General features: G+C 65.5%; 15 protein-coding genes, 1 tRNA gene and 2 pseudogenes. 5 read left to right on the top strand and 13 right to left on the bottom strand.

What is annotated here, in order from left to right; genetic code table 11:
• Positions 1-38 precede the first annotated feature (38 nt).
• From ACRHIG_RS23335 to ACRHIG_RS23345, 3 genes are all read left to right on the top strand, one after another.
• Positions 39-4,106, top strand: coding sequence for a Pls/PosA family non-ribosomal peptide synthetase (locus ACRHIG_RS23335; RefSeq protein WP_489628078.1), 4,068 nt, complete (start codon positions 39-41; stop codon positions 4,104-4,106).
• Between the two features lie 33 nt (positions 4,107-4,139).
• Entirely contained in the window at positions 4,140-4,655 is a 516-nt protein-coding gene (locus ACRHIG_RS23340) for a 4'-phosphopantetheinyl transferase family protein (protein ID WP_489628079.1), read from the top strand.
• A gap of 198 nt (positions 4,656-4,853) precedes the next feature.
• Positions 4,854-5,762, top strand: a complete 909-nt coding sequence (locus tag ACRHIG_RS23345) for a LysR family transcriptional regulator (protein ID WP_489628080.1) — start codon at positions 4,854-4,856, stop codon at positions 5,760-5,762.
• Here ACRHIG_RS23345 and ACRHIG_RS23350 read toward each other — a convergent pair.
• Positions 5,759-6,436, bottom strand: coding sequence for a phosphoribosylanthranilate isomerase (locus tag ACRHIG_RS23350; RefSeq protein WP_489628081.1), 678 nt, complete (start codon positions 6,434-6,436; stop codon positions 5,759-5,761). The two genes, ACRHIG_RS23345 and ACRHIG_RS23350, sit on opposite strands and share 4 nt — an antisense overlap.
• A 96-nt stretch (positions 6,437-6,532) precedes the next feature.
• On the opposite strand from ACRHIG_RS23350, the gene ACRHIG_RS23355 reads away from it, so the two are divergent.
• Together ACRHIG_RS23355 and ACRHIG_RS23360 are read left to right on the top strand one after the other, a co-directional pair.
• On the top strand, positions 6,533-6,790 hold the full coding sequence (locus ACRHIG_RS23355; protein WP_489628082.1) for a protein L: 258 nt from the start codon (positions 6,533-6,535) through the stop codon (positions 6,788-6,790).
• Between the two features lie 73 nt (positions 6,791-6,863).
• A complete protein-coding gene (locus ACRHIG_RS23360) occupies positions 6,864-7,277 on the top strand; it encodes a hypothetical protein (RefSeq protein WP_489628083.1) in 414 nt (137 codons plus the stop codon).
• A gap of 80 nt (positions 7,278-7,357) precedes the next feature.
• On the opposite strand, the pseudogene ACRHIG_RS23365 reads toward ACRHIG_RS23360, so the two are convergent.
• From ACRHIG_RS23365 to tilS, 12 genes and pseudogenes are all read right to left on the bottom strand, one after another.
• A pseudogene (locus tag ACRHIG_RS23365) lies at positions 7,358-8,391 on the bottom strand (RNA methyltransferase).
• Positions 8,392-8,457: 66 nt separating this feature from the next.
• Positions 8,458-8,799, bottom strand: coding sequence for a zinc ribbon domain-containing protein YjdM (locus ACRHIG_RS23370; protein ID WP_092799573.1), 342 nt, complete (start codon positions 8,797-8,799; stop codon positions 8,458-8,460).
• 91 nt (positions 8,800-8,890) lie between these two features.
• Positions 8,891-9,462 (bottom strand): annotated as a pseudogene (locus ACRHIG_RS23375) (cation diffusion facilitator family transporter).
• A 10-nt stretch (positions 9,463-9,472) separates the two neighbouring features.
• On the bottom strand, positions 9,473-9,592 hold the full coding sequence (locus tag ACRHIG_RS23380) for a metal-sensitive transcriptional regulator (protein ID WP_489628084.1): 120 nt from the start codon (positions 9,590-9,592) through the stop codon (positions 9,473-9,475).
• Positions 9,593-9,601: 9 nt separating this feature from the next.
• Complete coding sequence (locus tag ACRHIG_RS23385) at positions 9,602-10,114, bottom strand: TlpA family protein disulfide reductase (RefSeq protein ID WP_489628085.1); 513 nt, start codon at positions 10,112-10,114, stop codon at positions 9,602-9,604.
• Positions 10,048-10,425, bottom strand: coding sequence for a prolipoprotein diacylglyceryl transferase family protein (locus tag ACRHIG_RS23390; RefSeq protein WP_489628086.1), 378 nt, complete (start codon positions 10,423-10,425; stop codon positions 10,048-10,050). Before ACRHIG_RS23390 ends, ACRHIG_RS23385 begins: the two co-directional genes overlap by 67 nt.
• Before the next feature lie 70 nt (positions 10,426-10,495).
• The gene (locus ACRHIG_RS23395; protein ID WP_489630862.1) at positions 10,496-11,194 is read right to left on the bottom strand and encodes a DUF2325 domain-containing protein; all 699 of its coding nucleotides are present in this window, start codon (positions 11,192-11,194) and stop codon (positions 10,496-10,498) included.
• Positions 11,195-11,276: 82 nt separating this feature from the next.
• Complete coding sequence (locus tag ACRHIG_RS23400; RefSeq protein WP_489628087.1) at positions 11,277-11,456, bottom strand: hypothetical protein; 180 nt, start codon at positions 11,454-11,456, stop codon at positions 11,277-11,279.
• 2 nt (positions 11,457-11,458) lie between these two features.
• The gene (locus ACRHIG_RS23405; protein WP_489628088.1) at positions 11,459-13,048 is read right to left on the bottom strand and encodes a methyl-accepting chemotaxis protein; all 1,590 of its coding nucleotides are present in this window, start codon (positions 13,046-13,048) and stop codon (positions 11,459-11,461) included.
• 378 nt (positions 13,049-13,426) lie between these two features.
• A tRNA-Ser gene (locus tag ACRHIG_RS23410) sits at positions 13,427-13,519 on the bottom strand.
• Positions 13,520-13,628: 109 nt separating this feature from the next.
• The gene (locus tag ACRHIG_RS23415; RefSeq protein WP_152252529.1) at positions 13,629-14,876 is read right to left on the bottom strand and encodes an aspartate kinase; all 1,248 of its coding nucleotides are present in this window, start codon (positions 14,874-14,876) and stop codon (positions 13,629-13,631) included.
• A gap of 196 nt (positions 14,877-15,072) precedes the next feature.
• Positions 15,073-16,491 carry a tRNA lysidine(34) synthetase TilS gene (tilS, locus tag ACRHIG_RS23420; RefSeq protein WP_489628089.1) on the bottom strand — a complete coding sequence of 473 codons (1,419 nt, stop codon included), beginning with the start codon at positions 16,489-16,491 and terminating at the stop codon, positions 15,073-15,075.
• Positions 16,492-16,570: the final 79 nt, after the last annotated feature.

Consider the following 16,570-nt stretch of genomic DNA (forward strand, 5'->3'; position numbering starts at 1 on the left):
TCAGATTCTTCATTCCGCATTACAGATAAGCGTCATCCATGAACGATTTCAACGCAGTCAGTCCAGGCACCACTTCCACCCACGCCGACATCCTGTACGGCCCGCCGCGACCGGATCTGCTGCGCGAGGAAGTGCTGGCCGACCTGCTGGAAGCGACGGCGCGCCGCTGCCCGCAGCACATCGCCCTGATCGATGGCGCGCGCCGCATCACCTATGCGGAACTCGATGCGCAAGCGGGCCTGGCGGCATCGCGCCTGGTGGCGGCCGGCGTCAAGCCCGGCGACATCGTGGGACTATGGCTGCCGCGCGGCGCCCCTTTGCTGCTGATGCAGGCGGCCATCGCCAAGGCGGGCGCCGCCTGGCTGCCCGTCGATGAAGACACGCCCGTCGAGCGCCTGCAGGTGTGCCTCGATGACGCCAACGGTGCCGGCGTCGTCAGCTGCGCGCAGTTCGCGCCGCGCCTGGAGCCGGCCGGCGTCCAGCGTCCCGTATGGACGGCGGAAAGCCTGCTGGCCCCCGCCGCGCCGGGCGAACTGCTGCCCGCGCGCGGCACAGTCTTGCCCGAACACCCGGCATACGTGATCTACACGTCCGGCTCCACGGGCAAACCCAAGGGCATATTGATCAATCAGCGCAGCATCTGCCACTTCCTGCGCAGCGAAAACGCCGTGCTGGAAGTGGCGCAAGGCGACACCGTCTACCAGGGCTTTTCCGTCGCCTTCGACATGTCGTTCGAGGAAATCTGGATCGCCTACCTGGTGGGCGCGACCCTGTGGCTGGGGCCCAAGGAAATCTCGGGGGACCCGGAAGCCTTGCCGCGCGCGCTGGCCGAGAACAAGGTCACCGTCCTCCACGCCGTGCCGACCCTGCTGGCCCTGTTCGCCGAGGAAGTACCGAGCCTGCGCCTGATCAACCTGGGCGGCGAGATGTGCCCCGAGTCCCTCGTCGAGCGCTGGTCGCGCCCGGGCCGCGCCATGTTCAATACCTACGGTCCGACGGAAGCGACCGTCTCATGCAGCCTGGCGCGCCTGCGGCCCGGCGTCCCCGTCACCATCGGCACGCCACTGCCCAACTACGGTTTGCTGGTGCTGCAGGTGGCCGAGCCGGGCGAAAACCGCCCCCTGACTTTGCTGCCGCGCGGCGAAACGGGAGAATTGTGCATCATCGGCCCCGGCCTGGCCGAGGGCTACCTGGGCCGGCCCGACCTGACGGTGGAAAAATTCCTGCCCAATCCCTGGGCGAGCAGCGACGATGACGCGCGCCTGTACCGCACGGGAGACCTGGCCCGCATCGACCCGGATGGCCAGGTGCTGTGCCTGGGCCGCGCCGACGACCAGGTCAAGATACGCGGCTTCCGCGTGGAGCTGGGCGAGATCGAAGCCGTGCTGGCGCAGCAGTCCGGCGTGGGCACGGTGGCCGTCCTGCTGCGCAAGGATGACGGCATCGACCAGCTGGTGGCCTACATCGTCGGCAGCGACGAGGCGCCCGACGACGCCCTGGCGGCGAAAACCCTGCGCGCGGCCCTGAACCTGCATTTGCCGCCCTACATGGTGCCGGGCCGCTTCGAACTGCTGCCGCTGATGCCGCGCCTGACGTCCGGCAAGATCGACCGGAAAGCCTTGAAAGCCATGCCATTGTCCGCGCCGCCGGCTGGTGAAGCGGGTGAATCGGACGCGCCGGAAACGCCGGCCGAGGCGGCCCTGTTCGCGGCGCTGGCCAAGCTGTTCCCCGGCCAGCCCATCCTGCGCCAGCAGGACTTCTTCAGCGATCTCGGCGGCCACTCCTTCCTGGCCGCGCGCCTGGCGTCGAGCCTGCGCGCCGATCCGGCCTACGCCCACATGACGGTGCGCGACATTTACCAGAACCGGCAGATCGGCAAGATCGCCGCCGTGCTGAACGAGGCGCCCGCGCTGGCCACGCCGGAAGCGGATTGGACGCCGCCGTCGGCCTGGAAGCGCTGGATCTGCGGCGCGGCGCAGGCGGCGGCCGTGCCGGGCCTCGTCACCCTGCGCATGGCGCAGTGGATGGCGCCCTTCTTCACCTACCACTTCTTCACGGGCGACACGGGCGACACCGTGCCGCGCGCCATCGCCGCCTCGATCGGCGTGTTCTTGCTCGCCACCCTGGCCGAATTTGCCATTGCGATTGCCGGCAAGTGGCTGATCGCCGGGCGGCTGAAGCCGGGCAGCTATCCCCTGTGGGGCGTCACGTATTACCGCTGGTGGCTGGCCGACCGTCTGGTCGAATCGGCGCCCGCGTATCTGCTCAGCGGCTCGTCCCTGAACAGCTGGTGGCTGCGCGCGCTGGGCGCGAAAGTGGGCAAGGAAGTGGTCATCGGCTCGATGACCCTGCGCGCGCCCGACCTGCTGTCCATCGGCGACAACGTCAGCGTGGGCAATGCCGTCAACTTTGAAAACGCCCGCGTGGAACGGGGCCGCTTGCTGCTGGGCCGGATCCGCATCGGCGACGATGCCTGCATCAGCTCTTACGCTATCCTGGAAGGCAATACGCAAGTGGGCGCCTTCGGTCACCTCGAGGGACAATCGGCGCTGGCCGATGGCGCGGCGGTGCCCGACGGACGTGTGTACACGGGTTCGCCCGCGCGCGACATTGGCGCGTTTGACGCAGCCAGCCGGCCGCCGCGCCCCGCCGTCTCGCGCCTGCGCCTGACGGGCGAGACCGTGTTCTTCTGCTTCGGCATGGTCCTCATCGCCGTGCTGTTCTTCATGCCCGTCTTCCCCAGCTTCGTGCTGATCGACTGGTTCGACGAGCGCGAAATGATGCCATGGCTGCAGGGGCGCGACGTGACAACCCAGCTGGCCCGCTACTTCCTGCTGGCCTTCCCCGCCAGCGCCGTGCTGATCGTGCTCACGGCCCTGCTGTCGGCCGCCATCCGCTGGGGCGCGCTGCCCCGCTTGAAACCGGGCAGCTCGCCCGTGCACAGCAATCTGTATTGCGCCAAGTGGCTGGTCAGCCATATCCAGGAATCGAGCCTGAACGTCCTGCACGGCATCTACGCCACCGTGTACGCGCCGTACTGGTACCGCCTGCTGGGCGCCAAGGTGGGCAAGGGCGCGGAGATTTCCACTGCCCTGGGCGTGGTGCCCGACATGCTGACCCTGGGCGACGACACCTTCATCGCCGACGCCGTCATGCTGGGCGACGAGCAGATCGACGGCGGCTGGATGACCATGCGCCCCACCGTCGTCTCGCACCGCAGCTTTGTCGGCAACGGCAGCTATATCCCGGACGGCACCACCCTGCCCGAACACGTGCTGATCGGCGTGCACACGCACGCGCCGCGCAATGAACAGATGCACAGCGGCGACACGTGGCTGGGCTCTCCCCCGATGCATTTGCCCGCGCGCGAACAGGTCAGCGGCTTTGCCGAGCACTTGACCTTCAAGCCATCGTTGCTGCGCCGCCTGGGCCGCAGCCTGATCGAAGCGTTCCGCATCGTCGCGCCGCACGCCGTGGTGATCGCCGTCGGCTATACCCTGGTGCTGGACGTGATGCCGATCGCGGGCGCCGGGCGCTGGGGCGAAGTGGTGGGCGACCTGGCCATTGCCGGCCTGGCCTACGGCATCGGCAATTTTTTGGTCGTCGTGCTGTTCAAGTGGCTGCTGCTGGGACGCTACCGCAAGCACGCGGCGCCCATGTGGACGCCGTTCGTGTGGATCTCGGAAGGCGTGACCAACCTGTATGAAGGCATCGCCGTGCCCAACTTCATGCGCTACCTGCGCGGCACGCCGTGGCTGCCGCTGGCCTTCCGCCTGTTCGGCTGCAAGATCGGCCGCGGCGTCTACATGGATACGACGGACATCACGGAATTCGACTGCGTGCACATCGGCGACTACAGCGAATTGAATGCGCTGACCTGTCCGCAGACGCATCTGTTCGAAGACCGCGTGATGAAGATCGACCACGTGGAAATCGGCCAGCGCGTCTACATGGGCCCGCGCAGCTCCGTGCTGTACAGCGCCAAGGTGGGCGACAATGCGCGCCTGGGACCGTTGACCCTGGTGATGAAGGGCGAGCACATCCCCGCCGGCAGCAACTGGGCGGGCTGCCCGGCGGCGCCGCTGCGTAGCTGCGTAGCTGCGTAGCTGCGTAGCTGATTGCAGCTGATGGATTTTACGGTGCTCTTGTCAAGAGACGGCGTGCTGGCGATCGGCATCGTGCCGCCGCCGTCACGCATCGAAGCGCGCGCGCGCCTGCGCCAGGCCGTGCGCGAGGCGGCGGCGCAATGGCGAAACGTGGACATTGAGGCGATTTCGGTGGAGTCGACGCCGGGCGCCCCTCCCCGTTTGCTGCTGACCGGCCGCATGGCCAGCCTGTCGTTCAGCCATGACGAGGGACTGTCGCTGGCCGCCATCGGCCTGCATGGTCCCGTCGGCATCGACGTGATGCGGGTGCAGGACATTGCCGACTGGTTCCATCTGGCGCGCGATTACCTGGGGCCGCAGGTGGCAGCTGAGCTGGCCGACTGCCCCGCCGAGCAGCGCTCGCTGCGCCTGGCGCAGGCGTGGACGGCGCGCGAGGCGGCGCTCAAGTGCGCGGGGCTGCCGCTGGCGGAGTGGAATGGGGCCGCACCGGCCTGCCGCCTGAAAACGCTGGCGTTACCGGCACCGTATGTGGCGACGCTGGCATATTAGTCCTCCTTGCCCTCGGCCGCGCCGCCGATCTGGACGAAAATCAGTTTTACGATAATACTGATAAGTACTCCCAACACCCCGAGCAATTCCAGCATGGTCTTTCCTTTGCAGTGACAGCGGACCAATGCACTGTAGCCTGAACGCCGGGGCAAGGCTAATATCAAATCAGGCAGTCACCGATCTCGAAAAGGCATACGATTGATTTCCATCAGACAGTTCCGCTATTTTGTCGAAGTCGTCGATGCGGGCAGCTACTCGCGCGCGGCGGAAAAGTTATATATCGCGCAGTCGGCCCTGAGCCGGCAGATCAAGGAGCTCGAGGGCGAGGTGCAGGCCCTGCTGCTCACGCGCGACGCGCGCCATATCGAGCTGACGCCCGCGGGACAGGTCTTTTATGAGCGGGCCAGGCGCATCCTCGACGACATCGACGAAACCGTGCGCCAGACACGCCACGTGGGACAAGGGGCGCAAGGCATCATCCGCCTGCTGCATTCGAGTTCCGTCACCCTCACGCCCGCCATCGGCGCCGTGCTGAACCGGCTGCTGGCGCAGTTCCCCGGCGTCTCGCTCGATGTTTCAAAGGGCTCGTCGGAAAACCAGGCGTTTGATATCGAGGAAGGCCGCGCCGACCTGGGACTCGTGCGCCTGCCCACCCTGCGCAAGCATGCCAATATCGTCGTGCACGAACTGTTTACGGAAAGGCTGGTGGTGGCCGTGTCGTCGGCCTCGCCGCTGGCTGCTCTGGAGCGCACGACGATCGCCGCCCTGCGCGACGAGGCGTTCGTCTCGATCCCGCACAAGGACCGGGGAGGCCTCAGCTACCTGGTGGCGGGCCTGTGCCTGGCGCAGGGATTCTTCCCGAAGGCGGCGCGCGCCCTGTCGCGCAAGACCTCGCAGCTGAACCTGATCGAAGCCAATATGGGCATCGCCATCGTCCCCGACAGCATGCGCCTGGTGGCGCCGCCCGGCGTGCGTTTCATCGCGCTGCCGGACGAGGAATCGCATTCCGTCGTCGGCCTGATCTCGCCGCGCGCGGCCGGCGGCATGGTGGCCGCATTTACGGAAGCATTCGTGCGCGAGATGAACGCAGTAACGTCCGTGGATTAGCCTTCCGCATACAGCGCCGCATCCGCGTCGCGCACGGCCGCCATCAGCAAGGCCAGCTTCATGACGTCGAGCTGGCCGTCCGTGCGCACGCGCGAGCACAGGTCGATGCCGTAGGGGCGCACTTGGCGCAGCGCCTCCATCACGTTATTCGCATCGAGGCCACCGGCGAGGAAGACGGGACGGGGGCTGGCGCGCACGAAGCGCGCACTGACGGACCAGTCGTGCGTGCGGCCCGTGCCACCCAGCTCCGGCACCGCCGCGCCGGGGCGGCCCGAGTCGAGCAAAAAGGCGTGGACATGGGGCGCGTAGGCGGGAATCAGGTCCAGCGCCTGCGGCCCTTCCACGTGGATCACCTGCACGCGCCGCACGTGCGGCAGCAGGCGCGCCAGCTGCGCCACTTCGCCGGGGTCGATATGGCCGACGATCTGCACGGTGGACGGCTGCGTGGCGCGCACGTGTTCGGCGATGGCTTGCGCCGTCGTCTCGGACGTCAGCAGGAAGGTGGCCACGGGCGGCGGCGTCCAGGCGGCGATCTGCGCGATGCGCGCGTCGGGAATCGGGCCGGGACCGGACGGCATGGCGGCCACCAGGCCCAGCGCGTCGGCGCCGGCGGCAATGGCCAGTTGCGCTTCGTCGATGGAAGCGATGCAGCAGATCTTGATGCGGGTTCTCATGGCCTTGCGTACTGAGTCGGGATGATCAACATTACAACACAGGGCGGCGCGCACGCCAAGACACGCGGTCAAGGCCGCACGCGATTGTGTGCCAAAATGGGCTATTATCCACTCCCCGAGGAAGCCATGGCCGACTACAAGAACCCCAGCTACGTGGCCCGTTCCATGCACCCGCGCTTCGATGAACTGACCTCGCCCGGCGAAGCCGTGCCGTATTCCGGCATCTACCGCTGCGACGGCTGCGCGCACGAGATCGTGTCGACGGAAGGCCACGTCATGCCGCCGCAAAACCACCACCAGCACAGCAGCGAACAGGGGCCGATACGCTGGCGCCTGATCGTCAGCCCGCGCTGATTGACAGGCACGAGGCGGCGGACGATACTTGATTGATCCCGGTTCGCCATTCGAACGTCACTGGAACACCAGCATGCGCATCGTCGACTTTGAAATCCGCAAGGAGTGCCCGCCGCAGCTATGCGACTGCGAGCGCGAGCGCCTGCTCGACGATCCGCAGGCGGACCTGTCCATCCTGCGCCTGAACCTGACGGAAGAAAAGCGCCTGCTGGCGCACATCGAGGGCATTGCCACGTATGCACAGCTGCAGAAGCTGCAGCTGCTGTTGAAAAGCAACCTGGGCGTGGAATTGCAGATCGCGCCCGGCAGCGGCGAAGTGCGCACCGTGCGCGGCTTCCATATCCGCCTGCTGGAGCGGCCCGGCCTGTGCCGCAAGACGCGCGCCGCCATTCCCGCCGCCGTGCGCCGCTGCCTGGCCGCACATCCCGAGATCGCGTTTGCGATCCTGAATGAAAACGATTTGCTGGGTGGAGTGCAGGGCGAGTAGGTCGAATTAGCGGGCACCGCGTAATCCGACATCATTGTTGGCGTATGGGCGAATGTCGGATTACGCTCCGCTAATCCGACCTACGCCGTCACGCTGGCACGGATGGGAATGACCTTGCCCTTCGCTTCGCGCGCCCGCAACTGCCCGCAGCCCCCTCCACGTCCTGACCGGCCGAATCGCGCAATTTGGTCAGCACGCCGCGCGCGTGCAGGGCGGCGGCGATGGCGCGCGCCTTGTCCCAGCTGGGGCGTCTGAACGGCAAGTCATCGATGGTGTTATACGGGATCATGTTGAGCACCGCATACTTGCCCTGCAAGAGCGCCACGATGCCGTCCATCTCGTCCTCGCCATCGTTGACTCCCTCCATCAGGGTCCACTGGTACTGCACCGGGTAGCCGGTCAGGCGCGCGTACGACTCGCCGAAGTCCACCAGTTCGCGCGGGGATAATTTGGGCGCGCGCGGCAGCAGCTGTTCGCGCAGCGCCGGCTTCGTCGTGTGCAGCGACAAGGCCAGCGCCGGCTTGACGCGACCTTGCGGCAGGCGCTCGAAGGCGCGCGGATCGCCCACGGTGGAAAACACGAGGTTCTTGTGGCCGATATTGCCCTCGGTGCCCAGCAGTTCGATGGCTTCCATCACATTGTTCAGGTTATGCGCCGGCTCGCCCATGCCCATGAAGACGACTTTTTTCACGGGGCGCAGGGTGCGCGCCAGCACCACCTGCGCGACGATCTCCCCGCTCGTCACCTGGCGGATCAAGCCGTCGCGGCCCGTCATGCAGAACTGGCAACCGACGGCGCAGCCCACCTGGCTGGAGACGCACAGGCCGTCGCGCGGCAGCAGCACGCTTTCCACCGTCTGGCCGTCATGCAGCCCCACCAGCAGGCGCGCGGAACCGTCGGCGCCCGGATGGGTGCTGAGCAGTTTCAGCATGCCCTGCAATTCGGCGTCCAGCGCAGGCAAGGCCTCGCGCACGGGCAGCGGCAAAAAATCTTCGGCGCGGCGCCGGCCCTGATCGTGCGGCTGCCCCTGTATCCAGTCGCGCAGCACGCGCTGTTCGTGCAGGGGCTTGGCGCCCAAGGCGCGCAGGCGCTGGCGGAGATGATCGATTTGCATGGATTCTGAATAAAAAACAGCGCGCCGGCAGGAATGCGAGGCGCGCCGCGGATGGGAATAAAAAGCTTAGACTTTTTTCACGAATTCCGTTTTCAGGCTCATGGAACCGAAGCCGTCGATCTTGCAGTCGATATCGTGGTCGCTGTCGACCAGGCGGATGTTCTTGACCTTGGTGCCCATCTTGACGACACCGCCGCCGCCCTTCAGCTTCAAGTCCTTGATGACGCTGACCGTGTCGCCGTCCTGCAGGATATTGCCGGCCGCATCGCGGTACACCTTCGCGCCTTCTTCCACGGCTTCGCCAGCCGTGGCCGACCATTCATGCGCGCATTCAGGGCAGATCAACTGGCTGCCGTCTTCGTACGTGAATTCGGATTGGCATTGCGGGCATGGTGGTAATGTGCTCATTTTCTTCTCTGTCTGGTGAACAGCGCGTGCTGTAAAAGCCGACATTATACGGCCTACGCCCCGTATCAGCGGGCTTTTTTCCCCATCATTATCAAGTCCGGCGAATAAGCTCGATGGTGCTGTGGACGATTTCCTCGTGGATGCCGATGCGCGCGCGCAGCTGGGCGGCCGTCAAGGCGGCATCGCGGCTGACGACGGACAAGGCGCACGAATACAGCTGCTTGCCGACTCGCCGCACATGCAGGTCGACGATGCGCGGCGTGTCGCCGGCGCTTTCCACTTCCACCGCCTCGCGGATTTCATCCGCCACGGGGTGGTCCATCTCGCGGTCCAGCAAGACCTTGCCCGTCTCCTGCATCAGCTTTTTCGCCCACAGCGCGGCCAGCACGGCGCCCGCGATGCCCATCACGGGGTCGAGCCAGCTCCAGCCGTAAACCCACGCGCCGGCCAGCGCAAGGATGGCGCGTGCGAACTCATATGCCAGCCATCGGCCAGCAGGGCCATGGAGTTGTACCACCAGCCGGCGGCGATTTTCAGCGCCATGGTGGCCAGCGTGATCCACATGACGATGCGCGCGCGGCGCGCGGCCTTGCCATTGCTGCCGTCAAAAACGTGCTCGTGCTGCCAGGCGGAGAGGTCTTCGTTGCAGGATGGCGTTTTCATGGCGATCTCCTTATTTGAGGTAGGTGCGCAGGATGCCCGCGATGTCGTCGGCGCCCCTGGCCCGCTCCTCGCCGGAGATATCGGGACTGGCCACGGGCTCGCGCAAGTGTTCTTCGATCACTTCGGCCATCAGGCCATTTCAGGGAGCGGGCGCGATCTTCCGCAGCTTGCTGGCCAGCGAGGCATCGGACAATTCGCCCAGGTGGGTATCGGCCAGCCGCCCTTGCGCGTCGTAGAACAGCGTGGTGGGCAGGGCCGAGGAACCGGCCGCCTTGCCCAGCGCCGCTTCGCTGTCGAGCACCACATTGCGCAGGGTCACGCCGCTCCCGTCCAGGAAAGCGCTGGCGGCAGCCGCATCCTCGCGCTGGTTCGCGTAGACGAAGACGATATCGGCGCGCGCCTGCTGCGCGGCGGCCAGCACGGGCATCTCGCGCCGGCATGGCGGGCACCAGCTGGCCCACAGGTTGACCACCATGGGCTTGCCGCCGGCCAGCGCCGCCAGGCTGGTGGGCGTGCCATCGACCGCCCGCAACGCCACGGCCGGCAGAGCCGTCGGCTTGTCGTAGGCGAGGGATATCCCTGCGCTCAACACGGCCCAGGCCAGTGCGCCGGACGCCACGCTGACGGCCAGCGCACGGCGCATGGCCGCCATGGCGGGCCCCTGCAGCGCCATGCGGCGATGGCCAGCGCGGCGGCGACGCCGGCCGGCGCCAGGAAGCCGCCATCGCGGATATTGATGATGGACCACGGCGCGGTCCAATACTGTTCGTGCCAGCGCAGCACGAACGCCAGCCGCGCCGCCAGCAGGCCGGCGATCAGCATGTCGGAAACGAGGGGGCCGGCGTCCGGTAACTGGCGGTACTTCCGCAGCCACCACGCCGCGCCGTAGGCGACGCACAGGGAAACGAACAACAGGACCAGGCCCGTGGGCAAAGCCAGGGGGCCGATTTGCAGGGACAGCATGGGCGCTTTCTATAACGTCGAAGGGACGGCCATTGTGGCCCATGCGGATTAGACAGGCGTTAATCCGGCATCAAAAAGCGGACAGCGCCTCCTTGCGCACGAAATGCATGGCTTGCGGCCGGTCCACCAGCACGCATTGCTTGCCCGTGCGCTTGCAGTGGTCATGCACGCGCCAGTAGGCGTCATGGCTGACGCAGCCCGTCTGGCAAATCACCAGGTCGGCCGCCACCAGACCCGCTTCCAGCGCGGCCGCATCGTCGGCGCCGTCATCGCCGCCCGGGTGATGAAGGAAGCGACCGCCGGCCTGCTCGATGGCTCGCTGCGCCACGTTGGCGCCGGCCGCGTCCTGGCCCGGCTCCAGCTTTGAAGAGCTGCCCACGTAGAGCACGGCTTTTTCGCGCACGTCGGCCTGCAAGGCTGGCACGGACACGACGGAAGGCGCGGGCAGCCACTGCAGGCGCAGCAACTCGCGCATCAGGTCCTGCACGCGCTCGCTGAGCCACTCGACCTTGCGGGCCAGCCGGGCACGCGTCGGCAAGCCCGGCACGCTGGCCGCCAGTTCGGCCAGTGCGTCGCGCGCCAGCACCAGCTGGGTATCGCGGATCACGACCTGCGCCCGCGCGCGCATCAATTCCGACTCCAGCTGCGCGATGCGGGCCGCCTGCGCCGCCAGCTGCGCACTGCAGCGCGCCTGCGCGCGGCCATACTCGCCCATCAGCACGCGATGCTCATGCGCGATCAAATCCTCGTTGCCATGCATACTGCCCATCATGCCCTCCTTTACCGCCCGCGGCGCCATGGCGCCAGCCCATCGCTACCCCATAGACCTGCATTATAAATGAGAATCATTACTATTTGGTTATGCACATGCCCGCAGCAGGGGTATGCGCTGGCCGCGCCTGCCGCAAGCCGGTGGCACCGCGATAGATGTCCAGCGTGTTCGGCCACGCGATATCGATGAACAACTGCCGTGCCGGATCGGCCAGCAATGACTGCCCCGCACAGTTCCCCTTGATCTCGCCCTTGTTCACGGTCAGCAGGCGCGCGCCGCCAAGGCAAGCGCCTGGCTGTCGAGCTTGAACACCCCCACTTCCCGCACCAGGCTGGCTGCCTGCTCTTCCAGGCTGCCGGCGGCGGCCGCCGCTTCCTCGACCAGGGCGGCGTTCTGCTGCGTGACTTCATCCATCTGCGTGATGGCCTGGTTGACCTGTTCGATGCCCAGGCTCTGCTCCTGGCTGGCGGCGGCGATCTCGCTCATCAGGTCAACCACCTGCTTGACGGACGTCACGATCTTGTCCATCGTGGCGCCCGCCTCGTCCACCAGCTTGCTGCCCGCGTCGACGCGCTCGACCGAGTCGCCGATCATGGCCTTGATTTCGCGCGCGGCGCTGGCCGAACGCTGCGCCAGGCTGCGCACTTCGCTGGCGACGACGGCGAAGCCGCGTCCCTGCTCGCCCGCCCTGGCCGCCTCCACGGCCGCATTCAGGGCCAGGATATTCGTCTGGAAAGCGATGCTGTCGATCACGTCGACGATATCGACGATCTTGCGCGAGCTGGCATTGATGGCGCCCATCGTATCGACCACGCGCCCGACCACCTGTCCGCCCTGCACGGCAAATTCCGACGCCGACACCACCAGCTGATTCGCCTGCCTGGCATGGTCGGCATTCTGCTTTACCGTGCTGGTCAGCTCCTTCATCGCGGAAGCCGTTTCTTCCAGCGAACTGGCTTGCGCCTCCGTGCGCGACGACAGGTGGAAATTGCCGGCCGCGATTTCGCGCGAAGCAACGGTGATGCTTTCCGTGCTGCTGCGCACCTGGCCCACGGTGCGCGACAGGCTGCCATTCATCGCCTCGAGGGCCTGCAGCAATTGACCGGGTTCGTCGGAATAGCGCTTGTCGACGCGATTGGTCAGGTCGCCGGCCGCCACCCTCTGCGCGGCCCGCAGCGCCTCCTGCAAGGGACCGCTAATGCTGCGGCTGATCAGCACGGCGCCGGCGATGCTGACGCCCAGCGATGCCAGCAGCAAGCCCGCCAGCAGCGCGGTCGCCGAGCGCGCGCTATCGGCCGACTCGGTCTCGAACGCGGCCGAACGCTTGCTGGTCATGTCGACCACGCGGTTGATGGCCGCCAGATGGCTGTCGTAGCTGGCGGCCATCGCCGCCATGGCAGTGGCGACGCCCGCCTTGTCCTGCCCCCGCAGCGCGGGGATGAAGCGCGTGAATGCCGTCTCGTAGAATGCCACGGCTGGAGCGTGCGCCTGCGTCAGCAAGGTCTCGGCGATATCGCGGTCGATATCCTGGGTACGCCAGAACTGGTGGCGCGTATCGTACTCGGCTTTCAAGGCCTTCAGGCGCTCGACCAGTTTGTCTTGCGCGCCCCTGTCTTCGGACGCCATCAACTGGAAGGCGACCAGGTAGGATTCGAGGATGTATTCGGGCGGCGGCAGCACGTCGGCCACCAGGTCCTTGCCCTGCACGATGCGGTGATACACAGGGCCGTTGACCTTCAATTCGTGCAGCACGCGCAGCGACCAGCCGCCATACACGATCATGCCCAGCGAAAAGATGGCGACCAACAAGGCCAGCCGGCGCGACAGTTTGACTTGGCGAAGCAGCTGCATGTGCGTATCCCCTCGGTTGTCCGGGCCATGCCGCCAATGCCGCCGGCATAGACCGCGCTGGCCAGTATGAATTTCTGCGCGGCATTTGCGGATTATGCAACTTTTTAAGGGGATTGGGCTGAATGCGGTGAAAAAGAATCTCTTTCTGAGCAGAGGTTGATGCAGGCGCCCGCAAAGGCCGGCGCATGCGCTGGCCGCTACTGCCTGAGATGAGGGGACGGCGTTGGCCGCTGCGCGGCCAACGGGACCGCGCGCAGCGCGGCAGATGGGCGATTCGGAGAGCCTGCGCGCCCTTCAGGGCGCTCCGTCTTCGAATCCCACCGTTCCGTCCAGACAAATAAAAAAGCCTCCCGCAGGGGAGGCTTTTTTATTTGATTCTGGCGGAGACGGTGGGATTCGAACCCACGATACAGGTATAAGCCGTATGCATCCTTAGCAGGGATGTGCCTTCGGCCACTCGGCCACGTCTCCTAGCTGATTACTCAACTATGTCTCTGTAGCTAACTGCGCTGCAGCGACGAACGTCATAATATCGATTGCCCCCCTTTGGTCAAGGGCGTGGGGCAATATTTTTGGATATTTACGCTTTTTCCAGCTCGAACGCTTTATGCAGCGCGCGCACGGCCAGTTCCATGTACTTTTCATCGATCAGCACGGAGATCTTGATCTCGGAAGTGGAGATCATCATGATATTGATGCCCTCTTCCGACAAGGTACGGAACATCTGCGATGCGACGCCCACGTGGCTGCGCATGCCCACGCCGACGACGGACAGTTTCGACACTTTCGCGTCGCCCGTGATGCTGGCCGCGCCCAGCGCTTCGCGGTTCGCTTCCAGCACGGCCAGCGCGCGCGTGTATTCGCCGCGCGAGACGGTGAAGGTGAAGTCCGTTTTACCGTCGACCGACTGATTCTGTATGATCATGTCGACTTCGATATTCGCGTCCGCCACCGGTCCCAGGATGTGGTACGCCACGCCTGGACGGTCGGGCACGCCGAGCACGGTGATTTTGGCTTCATCGCGGTTGAAGGCGATGCCGGAGATGACTGCTTGTTCCATGTTTGTATCTTCCTCAAACGAAATCAGGGTGCCTGAATTGGCTTCTATTTCCAGCGGCAACATCGGGTCGGTCAGCGACGACAGCACGCGCGTGGGGACGCGGTAGTTGCCGGCGAACTCCACCGAACGCGTCTGCAGCACTTTGGAACCCAGCGAAGCCAGTTCCAGCATTTCTTCAAAGGTGATGGTCTTCAGGCGGCGCGCCTCGGAGACCACGCGCGGATCGGTCGTGTAGACGCCGTCGACGTCCGTGAAGATCAGGCACTCGGCCGCCTTCATGGCGGCGGCAATCGCCACGGCCGAGGTATCGGAACCGCCGCGGCCCAGGGTCGCGATGTTGTCGTGTTCGTCGACGCCCTGGAAACCGGTAATGATGACAATCTTGCCCGCATCGAGGTCGCGTTTGACTTTTTCGTCATCGATCGACTGGATGCGTGCCTTGGTAAAGGCGGAATCGGTCTTGATCGCGACTTGCCAGCCAGCATAGGATACGGCTTGTTTGCCGATCGCCAGCAGTGCCATCGACAATAGGCCGACGGACACCTGTTCGCCTGTCGAGGCGATCATGTCAAGTTCACGGGGATCGGGTTGATCCATGATTTCCTTGGCCAGTCCAATCAGGCGGTTGGTTTCGCCCGACATGGCGGATGGCACCACCACGATTTGATGCCCGGCGTCGTGCCACTTGGCAACGCGCTTGGCGACATTCTTGATACGGTCAGTCGAGCCCATCGACGTACCGCCATATTTGTGGACGATTAAAGCCATAAGAGTGAAGTTTCCGCTCAAGAAGAATAAAAAAGGAGGGCTTTACTCTACATGCCGCAATGCAAAATAACAAGCTAAAAAGCGCATTAGCTCATACCGATTGCGCATATGGAAATAACCAATCCATGCAGTCCAGCCGGCTTGAGCGGCCACCTGGCGACCACCCCGGGAGTGGCCGTGGCGGCTGCCCCTGCGCTCAGCAGGAGACCCAGCGCAAGGCCACGCGAGGACGGTCCAGCAGACTCAGACAATGGCAATCGAGACCGATACCGGCCGCGTACAGCAATTGTTGCGCCGCACAGACAAGGGGCAGGCGTTCGCGCTCCCAGGCGGGCACGTCGAACGCCTGGTAATGGTATTTCAAGCTCTTGGTGGGACGGTTCAAGGCCAGCTTCAGGCGCTCGCCGCCCTGGCGGAAGTCGATGGTCAAGGTCTGTGCTTGCAGCCAGGCAATATCGATACCCTGCCCGCCCTCTTCCACCGCATCGAAATGCAGCACGCCGCCATACGCGGGAAAGGCCAGGCTCGCCTCGCCCTGCCAGACAAATTGCTGGCCGGCTTTTTCCAGCCCGGGGATGCCCGCGTCGTCACGCTCGCGCATGCCGGCAAGGTCATTCAGCTTGGGCGTCAGGTACAGCCGGTCGCGGTGGCGCCGCACGTGGCATTCGGGATGCGTGACCAGCAATTGCGCATCGGGCCGCGCCTCCAACAGTTGCGCCAGCATTTCCGCCAGCCATGCCGTCGACGGCATGCGCAAGCCGCGCGTGCCGAACCAGTGGCGCAGCAGGTTGTAGCAGCGGTCCGTGCTCAGCAAGCGCAATTTCGCCAGCTCGATACAGTCGCCGTCGAGGCACGCCGCCAGATCCTGCGTCGCCAGTTCCGTGAGCAGGCGCTGCGCCGATTGCGCGTGCTGGGCGCTGCGGGCGAAGCGTTCCTGGAAACCGGGAAACGCCTGTGCCAGCACGGGCATCACCTGGTGCCGCAAGGCATTGCGGGCGAAGCGGGGATCGTCGTTCGACTCGTCGTGGATGTGCGCGATCGCATGGCGCGCCACGTACGCCTCCAGTTGCCTGCGCGACACAGGCAGCAGCGGGCGCGCCATCACCAGGTCAGGATTGCCCAGCAGCTCGGGCGCGCTGTTGGCACCATCCATGCCGGACAGGCCCGCCGTGCCGGAGCCGCGCAGCAATTGCAGCAGCACCGTTTCAGCCTGGTCATCCTGGTGGTGGGCCGTCAGCAGCAGGCGCACGCCGTGCGCGGCGCTCAGCTCGCCCAGGGCCGCATAACGGCGCTTGCGGGCCGCCTCTTCCGTGCCCGTCTTCGCATTCTTTTCCAGCGTGACCTTGCGCGCCTCGAAGGCGATACCCATGCCGGCGCACAATTGCTCGCAGTGGGCCAGCCAGGCATCCGCATTCGGGCTGAGGCCATGGTGCACGTGGAACGCATGCAGGACCACACCGTGCCCTTGCGCCCAGGCATGCGCCAGGTGCAGCAGGGCCGCGGAATCGAGGCCGCCGCTGAGGGCGATGCCGACGGTGCCGCCGGGTGCAGGTGCGCAGGCGTCCAGCGCGCGGGCGAAGATGTCGGGCACGGTGGCGGTTTGTTGCTTTTTCATTCGGACTCCGGGAATGCAAAGAGGGACAGGCTGCTAAACGGATGGTGTCGTTTAGCGGACTGTCCCTGGTGTTTTACTG

The sequence above is a fragment of the Janthinobacterium sp. C22 genome, from assembly GCF_057919405.1.